The organism is Streptomyces sp. NPDC055749 (assembly GCF_053617235.1).
Genome location: NZ_JBSHFH010000018.1, coordinates 82,573 through 96,851, shown reverse-complemented (window position 1 = coordinate 96,851; position 14,279 = coordinate 82,573). Strand labels below are relative to the sequence as shown.

The window sequence follows — 14,279 nt, the reverse complement described above, 5'->3', positions numbered from 1 at the left end:
GGGTACCTGTGGGTACGGACGCGCGCGTGCGACACATTGCCGTGGCCGATGTGGCCTCGGGGAACATGAGTTGTGCCGGGAATGGGCCGTTGTGCCCCGGGTGTGCGCCTTCGCGCATTGACCCTGTCCGGCTGCCCCCGTATGCTACAAGTTGCGCTGCGAGCCTGCGCGCCTCAGACCTAGCAGGCCGCGCTCGCGTCTGTTGCATGTCCCCTCGGTTGTCGAGGCGGCGCCCGCTACAACGGGTTGGTCGCTTTCCAGGCTGTCCGGCTTCTTCAGATGGCGATACGGGCTTACGGCGTAGCAGTACCTACGACTCACTGTCCGTACCGGAGCCCTTTCCCACATGACGAGCAGCACCGAGACCACCGCCACCACTCCGCAGGTTGCGGTCAACGACATCGGCGACGCGGACGCGTTCCTCGCGGCGATCGACGAGACGATCAAGTACTTCAACGATGGCGACATCGTTGACGGAGTCATCGTCAAGGTTGACCGGGACGAGGTTCTCCTCGACATCGGTTACAAGACCGAAGGTGTCATCCCGAGCCGCGAGCTCTCGATCAAGCACGACGTCGACCCGAACGAGGTCGTCAAGGTCGGCGACGAGATCGAGGCCCTGGTTCTCCAGAAGGAGGACAAGGAAGGCCGCCTGATCCTCTCGAAGAAGCGCGCTCAGTACGAGCGTGCCTGGGGCACCATCGAGAAGATCAAGGAAGAAGACGGCATCGTCACCGGTACCGTCATCGAGGTCGTCAAGGGTGGTCTCATCCTCGACATCGGCCTCCGTGGCTTCCTGCCGGCTTCCCTCGTCGAGATGCGTCGTGTCCGCGACCTCCAGCCCTACGTGGGCAAGGAGCTCGAGGCCAAGATCATCGAGCTGGACAAGAACCGCAACAACGTGGTCCTGTCCCGCCGCGCCTGGCTCGAGCAGACCCAGTCCGAGGTTCGCCAGACGTTCCTCACGACCCTGCAGAAGGGTCAGGTCCGCTCCGGCGTCGTTTCCTCGATCGTCAACTTCGGTGCCTTCGTGGACCTGGGTGGCGTCGACGGTCTCGTGCACGTCTCCGAGCTGTCCTGGAAGCACATCGACCACCCCTCCGAGGTTGTCGAGGTCGGCCAGGAAGTCACCGTCGAGGTCCTCGACGTCGACATGGACCGCGAGCGCGTCTCCCTGTCGCTCAAGGCGACGCAGGAAGACCCGTGGCAGCAGTTCGCCCGGACGCACCAGATCGGTCAGGTCGTCCCGGGTAAGGTCACGAAGCTCGTTCCGTTCGGTGCGTTCGTGCGCGTCGACGAGGGCATCGAGGGTCTGGTCCACATCTCCGAGCTGGCCGAGCGCCACGTGGAGATCCCGGAGCAGGTCGTCCAGGTCAACGACGAGATCTTCGTCAAGGTCATCGACATCGACCTCGAGCGTCGTCGCATCAGCCTCTCGCTGAAGCAGGCCAACGAGTCCTTCGGTGGCGACCCGGCCTCGGTCGAGTTCGACCCGACGCTGTACGGCATGGCCGCGTCGTACGACGACCAGGGCAACTACATCTACCCCGAGGGCTTCGACCCCGAGACCAACGACTGGCTCGAGGGCTTCGAGGCTCAGCGCGAGGTCTGGGAGACCCAGTACGCCGAGGCGCAGCAGCGCTTCGAGCAGCACCAGGCCCAGGTCATCAAGTCCCGCGAGGCCGACGAGGCCGCTGCTGCCGAGGGCGCTGCTGCCCCGGCCGGCAGCGCTCCGGCTGCCTCGGGCGGCAGCGGTGGCGGCGGCTCGTACTCCTCGGAGTCCGATGACAACTCCGGCGCCCTGGCGTCGGACGAGGCACTGGCCGCGCTGCGCGAGAAGCTGGCGGGCGGCCAGAGCTGAAGCTCTGACCCCGGTCGCTCATCGGCAGTAGCTGTAGAGCAGTAAGTGAGGCCCGCTCCCTTCGGGGGGGCGGGCCTCACTCGCGTCTCCGGTGGGTCAGGGCGTGACGGGGATGTTCGTCAGTCCCTTGCCGCCGGTGACGGTGTTGCTGCTGTACACCGTGGTCCGGCAGCTCGACGAGCTGTTGGTGACGTTGACGGCGAGCTGCTTGTCGCCGCCGGCGCCGGTGAGGTCGGAGGTGTTGCCGCGGAAGACGGTGCCGCAGCCCCAGCCGCTCTGCTGGGTGTGCGTCTCGTAGCCGTTGTTGGTCGTACGGGAGCCCTTGTTGCCCTCGACCAGGACGTTGTTGCCCTTCACGTCGACCCATGAGTCGTCGTAGTTGGCGCCGGTCAGACCGCTGCCGTCGAAGGTGTTGCCGATGATCCTGGCTCCGGTGGTGCCTTCCTTGATGTCGATGTTCTCGCCGCCGACCCCGGGGCCGATCACGTTGTTCAGGATCTGTGCCTGGTCGCTGCGGTCGGTGAGGTCGCCCGCCGAGCCGACGTACACGCCCTCGCCCATGCCGCGGCCGTCGTGCCCGGTGTCGTAGATGCGGGAGTTCCGGAGAATCCCGTTCCGGCTGGACTTGCGGAAGTGGACGCCCTCCATGTCCAGGTCGTGCACGGTCACCGAGTCGATGACGACGCTGTTCGCGGCGTCGGTCATGATGCCCTTCTGTCCGCCGGTGACGGTGACGCCCTTGACGGTCCAGTACGAGGCGCCGTTGAGGTGCAGCCCGTAGCCGCCGCCCGCCGTGAGGACCGCCCTGCTGGAGCCGGTGAGGGTGATGCGTGCGGCGGATGTGCCCGGGGTGGTCGCCTTGAAGTTGCCGGTGTACGTGCCGTCGGCGAGCCGGATCGTGTCGCCGGGAGCCGCGGCGAGGAGCGCCGACTTGAGCTGGGCCGCCGTGGTCACATCGATGACGGCGGCCTCCGCGGGCCCGGCCGTGGCCAGAGCCAGTCCGCCGGTGGCGAGAGCGGTGACCAGCAGGGTGGTGAGGGGGGTGCGGGTGCGCATGGGGGTGCCTTCCCGTCGAGGATTCGAGACGTTCTCGTACATGAATGCAGGGCGAGTGTCTGAACGTGCTGCCCAGTGACGGTAGGGAGCGGTTGTGGTCATGTCAAGGTCTGGACCAATGCTCGCGGGCCTCGTGCCCGGAGGCCGCCGGTGTCCGATCGCCGCGCTGCGCAACCGAGTTCCGGCCCGATCCGGCCGTGAACGGGGCGTGGGGGCGGGAATGCCCATGCCCGCTGTGGCGTTCTTCCTGGGGAACACGAGGAGGAGCGGTAACCGTGCTTGATCCGCAGAGTTTGTATGAATGGGAGCCGAAGGGCCTGGCCGTCGTCGATATGGCGCTCGCCCAGGAGTCGGCCGGCCTGGTCATGCTCTACCACTTCGACGGATACATCGACGCGGGTGAGACCGGCGAGCAGATTGTCGACGGTCTGCTCGAAACGCTGCCGCACCAGATAGTGGCGCGCTTCGACCACGACCGGCTCGTCGACTACCGCGCACGGCGCCCGCTGCTGACGTTCCGGCGTGACCGCTGGGCGTCGTTCGAAGCCCCGACCCTGGACGTCCGAGTCGTGCAGGACGCGACGGGGGCGCCCTTCCTGCTGCTGTCCGGGCCCGAACCGGATGTCGAATGGGAGCGGTTCGCCGTTGCCGTGGAGCAGATCGTCGAGCGGCTCGGTGTGCGTCTCGCGGTCAACTTCCACGGCATCCCCATGGGCGTCCCGCACACCCGCCCGGTCGGCATCACCCCGCACGGCAACCGCACGGACCTGATGCCCGGACACCGCAGCCCGTTCGACGAGGCACAGGTGCCCGGCTCGGCGGAGGCGCTCGTCGAGTACCGCCTGATGGAGTCGGGACACGACGTGCTGGGCGTCGCCGCCCACGTGCCGCACTACGTGGCCCGCTCCTCGTACCCGGACGCCGCGCTCACCGCGCTGGAGGCGATCACCGGCGCGACCGGCCTGGTCCTGCCGAGTGTCGCGCACACGCTGCGCACCGAGGCGCACCGTACGCAGACCGAAATCGACCGGCAGATCGGCCAGGGTGACGAGGAGCTCGTCACGCTCGTCGAGGGCCTTGAGCACCAGTACGACGCGGTCGCGGGCGCCGAGACCCGGGGCAACCTGGTGGCGGAACCCGTCGATCTGCCGTCCGCGGACGAGATCGGCCTCGAATTCGAAAGGTTCCTCGCCGAGCGCGAGGGCGACGCCTGACCGGGCCATGACGGTACGGCGGGCGGGCACTAGGCTGCCGTCCATGCTGAAAGTGGGCCTGACCGGCGGGATCGGCGCCGGCAAGAGTGAAGTGTCGCGGCTGCTCGTCGGCCACGGCGCCGTGCTGATCGACGCCGACAGGATCGCCCGCGAGGTCGTAGAGCCCGGTACCCCCGGGCTCGCGGCCGTCGTGGAGGCCTTCGGCACCGGAGTCCTGAGCGCCGACGGCACCCTGGACCGGCCGGCTCTCGGCGCGATCGTCTTCGCCGACGCCGGCCGTCTCGCCGCGCTCAACGCGATCGTGCACCCGCTGGTCGGTGTGCGCTCCGCCGAGCTGGAGCGTGCCGCGGGCCCCGGTTCCGTCGTCGTCCACGACGTCCCGCTCCTCACCGAGAACGGCCTCGCACCGCTGTACGACCTGGTCGTGGTCGTGGACGCCACCCCCGGGACGCAGCTCGACCGGCTCGTGCGGCTGCGTGGGATGACGGAGTCCGATGCCCGCGCCCGGATGGCTGCGCAGGCCACGCGTGAGCAGCGCAGGGCCGTCGCGGACCTGATCATCGACAACGACGGTCCGCTGGAGAAGCTGGAGCCGCAGGTCCGCGAGGTCTGGGCGGAGCTGGTGGAGCGAGCGGCGGCCCGCTGACTTCTCCGTACCGGCCCCTGCCCCGCAAGGTCCGCACGGAATACCGTGACCCGGCGGGACGTTGGAAACCGGCGAGCGAGGGGAAGGATGCGACCGTGCCCGAGACGAACCCGGAAACCCATGTCATCGATTTCCGTGCGGCCGAGCAACTGCTGGCGGCACGCGATCCACGGGGTGCGGTCAAGCTGCTCGACTCGGTGATCGCCGCCCATCCGGAGAACACGGCGGCCCGCCTGCTGCGGGCCCGTGCCTTCTTCGCCGCAGCCCAACTCCGCCCGGCCGAGCTGGAATTCGAGCTCGTACTGGAGCGTGAACCGGACAACGCCTTCGCGCACTTCGCCCTGGCCCGCACCTTCCAGCGGGCCGGCCGCCCCGGTCAGGCGACCCGGCACTTCCGCCTCGCCGCCGCGCTCGACCCGAAGCCGGAGTATCTGAAGGCCGCGCGGTTCGACGAGCGGCCCTCCTGACGGCGGTCCGGAGCGTGCGGTTCAGTGGCTGAACCGGCCGCGCCCGCCGCGATCGGGTTCGTACGGCGGGATGTCGCGCCCTGGCTGGTAGTGCGGTCCCTGGCGGATGTGGTGGACGAGGATGCCGACGTCCGTGAGCGTCAGCACCAGCAGAACACCGCACGCCGTGGCCCAGCCGGGACGGCCGGTCAGAGTGAAGGCGGCCAGGCCGAAGACCGCCCAGGCCAGGCCGAACAGGGCCAGAGCCAGCCGCATCCGCAGGGGGCTGCGCGCGGTCGCGGGTTCACTGCCGGTACGCATGACGATCGCCTCACCTCCCAGCATGGACCTCCGGGCCGAAGGAGAAAAGGGCGGCCACGGAGGGTGACCGGCCGGGCCCTCGGCGTACCGGCGGACCGGCCGGGCGGGGAACGGCGGTCCGAGCCCGTACGTTCTGCCGGGCATGAGCGGAGAACTGATACGTGAGGGGCACTCAGGGACGGGGCCCGGCGCCATCACCCCGGACGGCTGCGCGGTCGAGCTCTACTCCCGGCTGTCGGTCGGCGACGAACCCGACGTGATCCAGGCGGCCGTCCCCGCCGGAGCGAGCATTCTGGAACTCGGCTGCGGGACGGGCCGGGTGACGCACCCACTGGTCGAGCGCGGGTTCCGGGTGACCGCCGTGGACGAATCGCCGCAGATGCTGGAGCGCGTCCGCGGAGCCCGCACCGTACAGAGCCCCATCGAGTCGCTGGACCTCGCCGGGGAGACCTTCGACGTGGTGATGCTCGCGTCGTTCCTGGTGCATTCGAGCGATCACCGGGTCAGGGACGGACTGTTGCGGACCTGTCGGAGGCACGTCCGGGACGGCGGGGTCGTCCTCATCCAGCGGGAGGGCGCCGACTACGGCACCGATCTGCCGCGCGAGCGCGTGGACGTGGAAGCGGGCTGCACCATACGGATCGTCTCCGCCGAACCGGTCGGGGACGGGGTGCGTTCGGTGCGCGCCGAGTACCACTTCGACGACGCGCGGTGGACTCAGACCTTCAGGTCGCGCGAGCTCTCCGTGGAGGAGTTCGAGAGCCATCTCGACGCGGCCGGTCTGACAGTGGACCGGTATCTCACCGAGGACGGCGTTTGGGTGCGCGCGCGTCCCAAGTAGCCCGGAAATCAATGCGGATCGGGGTCCGGAAGGGCGATGAGTTCCGGACCCCGGCCCGGTCTACCTCTCTGTAAGCGCAACGGAAGCGAAGCGGCGAAGAGCCCGGCTTCCTCACAGAACACACCCCCGGGGAGATCTCTGTCATGTCCACGACCGCTCGTAGTGCCGCAGCCACGCCCGCCGCAGCCACGCCCGCCGCAGTCACCGCCGCCGGGCCGAAGAGCGGCAAGGGCGCCGTCGTCCTGACCGGGGCGCGGTTCCTCCTCGCGCTCTTCTTCGCGTTCAGCGCGTTCGCCAAGCTCATCGCCCATGAGTCGGCGGTGGAGTCCTTCGCCCGGATGGGCTGGGGCAGCGGTGCGATGTACGTGATCGGTGGCCTGGAGATGGCAGGCGCGGTCGCCCTGCTGATCCCGTTGCTGTCCGGGGTGGCCGCGATCGCGCTGGCCGCGCTGTCGGCCGGCGCCTCGGTCGTGCAGCTGACGCTCCTCGACCCGCCGAACGCTGTCATGCCCGCGGTGCTCGTCGTCGTGTTCGCGCTGATCGCCCGTAACCGGCACCACCGGACGACGCGGCTGCTTGCGTTGCTGGGCAGGCGCGCGTAAGTACGGTGGAGCGGACGTCCTTCCGCTCCTCGCGCGCGACCGACTCCACGGGGGAACCATCCATGGCCCACCGCCTTTCCCGCGCCTGCGCAGCCCTGGCGACAGCCCTCACCGTGGCCTCCTGCGCGGGCGCGGCCCCGGAGGGTTCCGCCCCGCCGTCCGCCCGCTCCGGTTCGCGCCCCGCACTGAGCGACCCGCGGCCGTGCCCCGGTCAGGCCGACGCCACCTGCGCCGATCTGACGGTGCCGCTGGACCGTACGGGCAAGGTGGACGGCACCCTGAAACTCCAGGTGCTCACCGCGGGCAGCCCCGACGCGCCGCGCGGCACCCTGCTCTTCCTCACCGGAGGGCCGGGCCAGCCGGGGGTGTCCATCGCCCCCACGATCCGCAAGCGGCTCCCGAAGGCGCTCGGCGAGTACCGCCTGGTGATGATCGACCAACGAGGCACCGGGGGTACGGCCGTCGACTGTCCCGCGCTGCAGAGCGAGGTCGGCAGCAGCGACACCGTCGCCCCGACCGCGGGGGCGGTACGGGACTGCGCCCGCCGGCTCGGCGAGAAGCGGAACTTCTACACCACCTCCGACACCGTCGCCGACCTGGAGGATCTCCGCACCGCGCTCTCGGTCCGGTCGTGGGGGGCCGTCGACGGAGTCTCGTACGGGACCTTCACCGCCGGCCGGTACGCCCTCACCCATCCCGGGCGCGTCGAGAGGCTCGTACTCGACTCGGTGGTGCCGCTGGACGGGGCGGGCGCCCTGTACGAGGCGTCGCTCGGCCATGCCGCGAAGGTGCTGCGTACCGCGTGCGAGGAGCAGTCCTGCGGCTACGACCCGGCCGAGGACGTCGCCAAGGTCGTACGCCGCGACGGCAACGGAACCGGTGTCTTCAATCTGCTCGTCATCGCGAGCATCATCGATCCGAAGCTCACCAACCCGGATCTCGGCGTCCTGGACGCCATCCACACCTCCGCGACCGGTGACCCCGACCCGCTGAAGAAGCTGGTGGAGAGCTTCTACGGCTCCGAGGGGGTTCCGCCCGAGGACTTCAGCTCCGGGCTGCACGCCGCGACGCTGTGCGCGGACACCGCGTGGCCCTGGGGCGATTCGACCGCCCCGCCCGCCGGCCGGGAGGCCGCACTCGACCGCGCGGTGCGGCGGATCGAGCCGGGTACCGTCTGGCCCTTCGAGGCCAGGACCGCGGGCGAGCAGGGCATTCCGCAGACCTGCCTCCCCTGGCCCGTCTCGCGCCCCGGCGGCTCCGTACCGGACCGGAAGCTGTCCATGCCGGTCCTGCTGCTGTCCGGCGACCGCGACCTGTCGACGCCGCCCGCCTGGGCCCGGCAGGTGGCCGCAGAACAGCCCCGCGCCCGGCTGGCGGTCATCGACGGGGCGGGGCACTCCACCCAGAGCCGGTCCGACGCGGGAGCGAAGGCGGCCCAGGAGTTCCTGCTGCGGTAGTGCGGCCGGTCAGTGGACGATGGTGTAGCTGCGCCAGGGCGGATTGCCGGGGGCGATGACATTGGTGAGCGTGGTCGCGACGTACGTCGTATCGCCGCCCCGGCAGTTGCGGTCGCGGTACAGCACGATGTCGACGAGCGTGCCGTTGTGGACTTCGTGGGCACCCAGCGGCAGGCGGTGACAGCCCTTCACGCTCGGGCTGTGCACGGCGATCACGGCGTGCCGCTCGGTGGTGTACGTGACGGGTCCGACGGCGGTGCGCCCCAGACCGGAGCAGCCCGAGACGGTCAGGATGAGGAGCGCTGCTCCGGCTGCGATGCCGAGACGGCGTCGACGGTGGTGATCGGGCAAGGTCACGGACATGGGCGGGTCCTCGTCTGCTCGTCCGGCGCATCTTTACGTCACGGAGACATGCTGGCGCTGGCCACCTTGCCCGCTCCCCGCCGCTCCGGCATCCGGTGCGCGGCCGGCCGGGCGACAGTTGTCCGGCCGGAGGTTCGATCGGTGTACATAGTGGGCATATCGTGGTAATAGCGCTCTTTCCCGCAACGTCGGCTGTCAGGGGGCCGTGATGGTCCAGGAGCTAGTGATCGCAGCAGTGAGCGTGGCGTCGGTCTCCGCGGTGTACGCCATGGCCGCCGCACGGGTCGTCAGGCAGTACGAGCGGGGCGTCGTCCTTCGGCTCGGCAGGCTCAGCCGTGAGGTGCGCAGACCGGGCTTCACGATGATCGTTCCCGGTGTGGACCGCTTGCGTAAGGTCAATATGCAGATCGTGACGATGCCCGTGCCCGCGCAGGACGGCATCACCCGGGACAACGTGACGGTCAGGGTGGACGCGGTCATCTACTTCAAGGTCGTCGACCCGGCGATGGCGGTCATCGAGGTGGAGGACTACCGGTTCGCGGTGTCGCAGATGGCGCAGACGTCGTTGCGGTCGATCATCGGCAAGAGCGATCTGGACGATCTGCTGTCGAACCGGGAGAAGCTGAATCAGGGCCTGGAGCTGATGCTCGACAGTCCGGCGGTGGGCTGGGGCGTGCAGATCGACCGGGTCGAGATCAAGGACGTGTCGCTTCCGGAGACGATGAAGCGCTCCATGGCGCGACAGGCGGAGGCGGACCGGGAGCGGCGCGCGAGGGTCATCAACGCCGATGCGGAACTGCAGGCGTCGAAGAAGCTCGCCGAGGCGGCCAAGGAGATGGCCGGCCAGCCGGCGGCGCTGCAACTGCGTCTGCTGCAGACCGTGGTCGCGGTCGCCGCGGAGAAGAACTCCACCCTTGTCCTGCCGTTCCCCGTCGAGCTCCTCCGCTTCCTGGAGCGGGCCGCGCCGCCGCAGCAGCAGCTCGTGCAGGAGGCGCTCGCCGAGAAGCCCCAGCCGCCCGTGTGGCCGCAGCAGCCACCTGCCGCCGCCCCCGCGCCGACGGCGTCCGACGCCAAGCCGCTCACCCGCCACTGATCTGCCCCGCCCTACCCCACCCTGCCCCTGACCTGCGGTGACGGTGGGGCGGGGCTCCCTGTCAGACCACCCGCCTAGACTCGCCAGTCATGGGAGAAGGTCGCGAATCGAGGCAGGAGGGGGGCGGCATCAGGGTGCGCAACCAGAGGGATCAACAGGACCGGTGGAGCGTGCGGGGCAGGCAGGACGAACAGAGCCCGGCCACCGACCGTCTGCTGCGCCGAGCCGCCGTGTTCCTCCCCGCGGCCCTGCCCAGGGACGGCCGGATCGCCTTCTGGGACGACGCCGAGCAGGGCGGGTCCGCGCCCTTCGGCGGTTTGGACGGCATCGAAGGTCTGGAGCACACGACTACCGAGCTCACCGTCGTACGGCGACAGGGCACGGACGGCGTCCGTCGGCACACGGTGCCCGCGGTGCTGCTGTCCCTTGCCGACGCCGTCCCTCTGCTCGTCCGCGCCCGGTATCTCGCCTCCGCCCACCCCGCCACCCGGTGCTGGGGCGCCGCCGCGCTGCACGCCCTCAACCTGGTGGCGCGCGGCAGACTCCTGCCCGGACTGACGGCCGACGACCACGACGCCTGGCGCGCCGGGCCGCGGGACGCCGAGGACGTGGCCCACCTCAGAGCCGTCGCCGCCGCCATGCCGCCCGAGGGGCACGCGGTCCCCCTCCCGGACCGTACGCCGCTCCAGGTGCCCGAACCCGCAGCCCTGATCGGGTCCTTCCTCGACGCCGTCGCCGACACCCTGCCCCGTACACCGGCCGCGGCGTACGCGATGGGGGCCCCCTTCGCCGCCCGCGAGGCACAGCACCTGCCCGGTGCGCGCGCCTGGGCCGTCGAGGTGGCCGCGGGGCTCGACGCGGGCGTGCGTGTCTCGCTCCGGCTCGACCTGTCGGCGTACGAGCTGTTCGACACCGCCGGCACCTACGGCAACGGCGGGGACCACGACAGTGAATCCGGTGACGCGGCCCCCGCGCGCCACGCCGCCGCGGCCATCACACAGGTCCACAGCCTGGCCGACCCGACGTATGTCATCGACGCGGCGGCCCTGTGGAACGGCGGGGGAGGAGAGCCGTTCGGCCCGCGCGCCAGGATCGACGCGGTGCTCGCGCTGCGCCGCGCCGCCCGCGTCTGGGCACCACTGGAACGACTGCTCGACCAGCCGGTCCCCGATGTACTCGCCCTCACCGAGGACGAGCTCTACGAGCTCCTGAGCGACGCGGGGGCGCGGCTGGCGGGTGCGGGCGTCACCGTCCACTGGCCACGGGAACTGGCCCGCTCGCTCACCGCGGCGGCCGTTGTCCGGACCGCTCCTGGCTCGGCCACCGACGGCACCTCGTTCTTCGACGCCGAGCAGCTCTTCTCCTTCAACTGGCAGCTCTCGCTGGGCGACGAACAGCTCACCGAGGCCGAGATGGACACACTGGCCGAGGCCCACCGGCCCGTGGTGCGGCTGCGCGACCAGTGGGTGGTGGTCGACCCCGCGCTCGTACGCAAGGCGCGCAAGCGGGAGTTGGGCCTGCTCGACCCGGTGGACGCCCTGGCCGTAGCCCTGACCGGCAGTGCCGAGGTCGACGGGGAGCAGGTCGAGGCGGTTCCCGTCGGCGCCCTCGCCGCACTCCGTGCGCGCATCGTCTCCGACGACGCCACCGTCCCGCCGCCGCCCGGCCTCGACGCGACCCTGCGCGACTACCAGCTGCGCGGGCTCGCCTGGCTGGACCGGATGACCGCACTGGGCCTCGGCGGCTGCCTCGCCGACGACATGGGACTCGGCAAGACGATCACCGTCATCGCGCTCCACCTGCACCGTGCCCACCCCGCGCCCACGCTGGTCATCTGCCCTGCCTCCCTCCTGGGCAACTGGCACCGCGAGATCAACCGCTTCGCGCCCGGTGTCCCCGTCCGCCGCTTCCACGGCACCGACAGGACGCTGGCCGACCCCGACGGCGGCTTCGTCCTCACGACGTACGGCACGATGCGATCGAGCGCGGCCCAGCTCGCCGCGCACACCTGGGGTCTGGTCGTCGCCGACGAGGCACAGCACGTGAAGAACCCGCACTCCTCCACGGCCAAGGCGCTGCGCACCATCCCCGCCCCCGCCCGCGTCGCCCTCACGGGCACCCCCGTGGAGAACAACCTCTCGGAGCTCTGGGCGCTCCTCGACTGGACGACCCCGGGGCTGCTCGGCCCGCTCAAGGCATTCCGCGCCCGGCACGCCCGCATCGTGGAGAACACCGGGACGGCGGCCGGACTCGGCAACGAGGAAGCGGTCGAGCGGCTCTCCCGGCTGGTCCGCCCCTTCCTCCTGCGCCGCAAGAAGTCCGACCCCGGCATCGCGCCCGAACTGCCGCCCAAGACGGAGACCGACCACGCCGTCTTCCTCACCCGGGAGCAGGTCACGCTCTACGAGGCCGCGGTGCGCGAGACGATGGCCCACATCGAGGCATCGGAAGGCATCGCCCGCCGCGGACTGATCATGAAGCTGCTGTCCTCGCTCAAGCAGATCTGCAACCACCCCGCGCAGTACCTCAAGGAGGAGCCGACCCGGCTCACCGGCCGCTCGGGCAAGCTCGCCCTGCTCGACGAACTGCTCGACACCATCCTGTCCGAGGACGGCTCCGTCCTGATCTTCACCCAGTACGTGACGATGGCCCGGCTCCTCTCCGCACACCTCGCCTCCCGGGCCATCCCCTCCCAACTGCTCCACGGGGGTACGCCGGTGCCCGAGCGGGAGCGGATGGTGGACCGCTTCCAGTCCGCCGAGGTGCCGGTCTTCCTGCTCTCCCTCAAGGCGGCAGGCACCGGACTGAATCTGACCCGGGCCGCCCATGTCATCCACTACGACCGCTGGTGGAACCCGGCCGTCGAGGAACAGGCCACCGACCGTGCGTACCGCATCGGCCAGACCCAGCCGGTGCAGGTGCACCGGCTGATCGCGGAGGGCACGGTCGAGGACCGTATCGGTGAACTGCTGGAGTCCAAGCGGGCCCTGGCGGACGCGGTCCTCGGCACCGGCGAGACGGCCCTGACCGAACTCAGCGACCGCGACCTGGCCGACCTCGTCTCCCTCCGGAGGCCCGCATGAGCCCCCGCCCCACACCTCGCCCGACCCCCCGCCCGGCCGCACGCCCCGGCCCCGACGATCTGCGGCGGACCTTCGAAGCGGTGCCGGCCCGCACCCGCGACGACGAGGGGCCGTTCGCGGACAGCTGGTGGGGCCGCGCCTGGGTGGACGCCCTGGAGTCCCTCTCGATGGACGAGGGACGGCTCGCCCGCGGCCGTACGTACGCGGACGGCGGCCACGTCGCCGCGATCACCGTCACTCCGGGCCGGGTCATCGCCTACGTCCACGGCAGCCGCCCCCGCCCGTACCGCGCGGAGCTGCGCCTGCGCACGTTCTCCGACACCGACTGGGACACCTTCCTCGACGCCGTCGCCGCCCGGCCCGGGCACCTCTCCGCGCTGCTCGACAAGGAGATGCCGCACTCCCTGGTCGAGACGGCGGGGGAGACCGGTATCCGGCTGCTGCCGACCGCGGGCGATCTCGACCCGGACTGTTCCTGTCCCGACCACGGCTGGCCCTGCAAGCACGTGGCCGCGCTCTGCTTCCAGACGGCCCGGCTCCTCGACACCGACCCGTTCGTCCTCCTGCTGATGCGCGGCAGAGGTGAGCGGGAACTCCTCGACGAGCTGGGCCGCCGCAACGCCGAGCACTCGGCCCGCGAACGGCCCGCCGCGGCCCGGACCCCCTCGGTCCCGGCCCGTGAGGCCGTGGCCGACCGATTCCTGCCGCCGCTGCCCGCGCCCCTCCCGGTCCCGCCGTATCCCGGCCAGCCCCCCTCCTACCCCGACCTGCCCGGCGCGCGTGACCCGCTCTCGCTGGACCACCTCGCCACGGACTCGGCAGCCCGTGCCCACAGACTGCTCACCACCGGCGCCGATCCCCTCGCGGGTCTCACCACCTGGCAGGACGCGGTCCGTCTGGCCGCGGCCCGCCCCACCGCCGGACTCACCGCCACCACCCGGGCCCTCTACCGCGAGCTGGCCTACGCGACCGGCCGCACCACCACCGACCTGGCACGCGCCGTCGCCGCCTGGCGTCAGGGCGGCGCCGAGGGCCTGGCGGTCCTGGAGACCCCCTGGGACCCCCCGGCGGGCCCCTTCGACCGGGCCCGCCCCGCCCTGGCGGCGGCCGACTTCCCGCGCTTCCAGCCCTCGCGCAACCACCTCACGCACCCGCTGGGCACGCTCCAGCTCCGCTTCGGCCACGACGGCCGCTGGTACGGCTACGAGTCGGACCCGGGCGAGGACGACTGGTGGCCCCGCGCCGTCCCGGACCGCGACCCGGTGGGCGCGCTCACCGCGCTGCTCGGCGGCTGAC

General features: G+C 71.1%; 13 protein-coding genes. 10 read left to right on the top strand and 3 right to left on the bottom strand.

The features are described from left to right. Nucleotides 1-346: 346 nt before the first annotated feature. Complete coding sequence (gene rpsA / locus ACWGO0_RS16355; RefSeq protein WP_328909576.1) at nucleotides 347-1,861, top strand: 30S ribosomal protein S1; 1,515 nt, start codon at nucleotides 347-349, stop codon at nucleotides 1,859-1,861. A 96-nt stretch (nucleotides 1,862-1,957) separates the two neighbouring features. Here the strand turns inward: rpsA and ACWGO0_RS16350 are convergent, their stop codons facing one another. Continuing rightward, complete coding sequence (locus ACWGO0_RS16350) at nucleotides 1,958-2,917, bottom strand: right-handed parallel beta-helix repeat-containing protein (protein WP_453534348.1); 960 nt, start codon at nucleotides 2,915-2,917, stop codon at nucleotides 1,958-1,960. A gap of 275 nt (nucleotides 2,918-3,192) precedes the next feature. Between ACWGO0_RS16350 and ACWGO0_RS16345 the strand changes: the two genes are divergently transcribed. From ACWGO0_RS16345 to ACWGO0_RS16335, 3 genes are all read left to right on the top strand, one after another. Next, nucleotides 3,193-4,131 (top strand): PAC2 family protein, encoded by a 939-nt coding sequence (locus tag ACWGO0_RS16345; protein ID WP_453534345.1) that lies wholly within the window; start codon nucleotides 3,193-3,195, stop codon nucleotides 4,129-4,131. Nucleotides 4,132-4,174: 43 nt separating this feature from the next. Then, on the top strand, nucleotides 4,175-4,777 hold the full coding sequence (gene coaE, locus ACWGO0_RS16340) for a dephospho-CoA kinase (protein ID WP_453534342.1): 603 nt from the start codon (nucleotides 4,175-4,177) through the stop codon (nucleotides 4,775-4,777). A 95-nt stretch (nucleotides 4,778-4,872) separates the two neighbouring features. Beyond that, nucleotides 4,873-5,244, top strand: a complete 372-nt coding sequence (locus tag ACWGO0_RS16335; RefSeq protein WP_453534339.1) for a tetratricopeptide repeat protein — start codon at nucleotides 4,873-4,875, stop codon at nucleotides 5,242-5,244. Nucleotides 5,245-5,265: 21 nt separating this feature from the next. Here ACWGO0_RS16335 and ACWGO0_RS16330 read toward each other — a convergent pair whose 3' ends face one another. After that, the gene (locus ACWGO0_RS16330) at nucleotides 5,266-5,544 is read right to left on the bottom strand and encodes a DUF6343 family protein (RefSeq protein WP_453534336.1); all 279 of its coding nucleotides are present in this window, start codon (nucleotides 5,542-5,544) and stop codon (nucleotides 5,266-5,268) included. A 142-nt stretch (nucleotides 5,545-5,686) separates the two neighbouring features. On the opposite strand from ACWGO0_RS16330, the gene ACWGO0_RS16325 reads away from it, so the two are divergent. From ACWGO0_RS16325 to ACWGO0_RS16315, 3 genes are all read left to right on the top strand, one after another. Beyond that, nucleotides 5,687-6,385 (top strand): class I SAM-dependent methyltransferase, encoded by a 699-nt coding sequence (locus tag ACWGO0_RS16325; RefSeq protein WP_453534333.1) that lies wholly within the window; start codon nucleotides 5,687-5,689, stop codon nucleotides 6,383-6,385. 143 nt (nucleotides 6,386-6,528) lie between these two features. After that, nucleotides 6,529-6,987, top strand: a complete 459-nt coding sequence (locus tag ACWGO0_RS16320; RefSeq protein ID WP_453534330.1) for a DoxX family protein — start codon at nucleotides 6,529-6,531, stop codon at nucleotides 6,985-6,987. 62 nt (nucleotides 6,988-7,049) lie between these two features. Then, nucleotides 7,050-8,444 (top strand): alpha/beta fold hydrolase, encoded by a 1,395-nt coding sequence (locus tag ACWGO0_RS16315; RefSeq protein WP_453534327.1) that lies wholly within the window; start codon nucleotides 7,050-7,052, stop codon nucleotides 8,442-8,444. 9 nt (nucleotides 8,445-8,453) lie between these two features. Here ACWGO0_RS16315 and ACWGO0_RS16310 read toward each other — a convergent pair whose 3' ends face one another. After that, nucleotides 8,454-8,807 (bottom strand): hypothetical protein, encoded by a 354-nt coding sequence (locus tag ACWGO0_RS16310; RefSeq protein WP_453534324.1) that lies wholly within the window; start codon nucleotides 8,805-8,807, stop codon nucleotides 8,454-8,456. Nucleotides 8,808-9,015: 208 nt separating this feature from the next. Here ACWGO0_RS16310 and ACWGO0_RS16305 point away from each other — a divergent pair, with 208 nt between their 5' ends. The 3 genes from ACWGO0_RS16305 (at nucleotide 9,016) to ACWGO0_RS16295 (ending at nucleotide 14,278) form a co-directional block, all read left to right on the top strand. Then, nucleotides 9,016-9,900 carry a slipin family protein gene (locus ACWGO0_RS16305; RefSeq protein WP_453534321.1) on the top strand — a complete coding sequence of 295 codons (885 nt, stop codon included), beginning with the start codon at nucleotides 9,016-9,018 and terminating at the stop codon, nucleotides 9,898-9,900. A 170-nt stretch (nucleotides 9,901-10,070) separates the two neighbouring features. Further along, a complete protein-coding gene (locus tag ACWGO0_RS16300; protein ID WP_453534318.1) occupies nucleotides 10,071-12,983 on the top strand; it encodes a DEAD/DEAH box helicase in 2,913 nt (970 codons plus the stop codon). Next, entirely contained in the window at nucleotides 12,980-14,278 is a 1,299-nt protein-coding gene (locus ACWGO0_RS16295) for an SWIM zinc finger family protein (RefSeq protein WP_453534315.1), read from the top strand. Before ACWGO0_RS16300 ends, ACWGO0_RS16295 begins: the two co-directional genes overlap by 4 nt. Nucleotide 14,279 lies beyond the last annotated feature (1 nt).

Coding starts and splice junctions, on each gene's coding strand:
- ACWGO0_RS16330 (WP_453534336.1), bottom strand. CDS start 5,544: ATGCGTACCGGCAGTGAACCCGCGACCGCGCGCAGCCCCCTGCGGATG.
- ACWGO0_RS16320 (WP_453534330.1), top strand. CDS start 6,529: ATGTCCACGACCGCTCGTAGTGCCGCAGCCACGCCCGCCGCAGCCACG.
- ACWGO0_RS16315 (WP_453534327.1), top strand. CDS start 7,050: ATGGCCCACCGCCTTTCCCGCGCCTGCGCAGCCCTGGCGACAGCCCTC.
- ACWGO0_RS16325 (WP_453534333.1), top strand. CDS start 5,687: ATGAGCGGAGAACTGATACGTGAGGGGCACTCAGGGACGGGGCCCGGC.
- coaE (WP_453534342.1), top strand. CDS start 4,175: ATGCTGAAAGTGGGCCTGACCGGCGGGATCGGCGCCGGCAAGAGTGAA.
- ACWGO0_RS16305 (WP_453534321.1), top strand. CDS start 9,016: ATGGTCCAGGAGCTAGTGATCGCAGCAGTGAGCGTGGCGTCGGTCTCC.
- ACWGO0_RS16350 (WP_453534348.1), bottom strand. CDS start 2,917: ATGCGCACCCGCACCCCCCTCACCACCCTGCTGGTCACCGCTCTCGCC.
- rpsA (WP_328909576.1), top strand. CDS start 347: ATGACGAGCAGCACCGAGACCACCGCCACCACTCCGCAGGTTGCGGTC.
- ACWGO0_RS16295 (WP_453534315.1), top strand. CDS start 12,980: ATGAGCCCCCGCCCCACACCTCGCCCGACCCCCCGCCCGGCCGCACGC.
- ACWGO0_RS16310 (WP_453534324.1), bottom strand. CDS start 8,807: ATGTCCGTGACCTTGCCCGATCACCACCGTCGACGCCGTCTCGGCATC.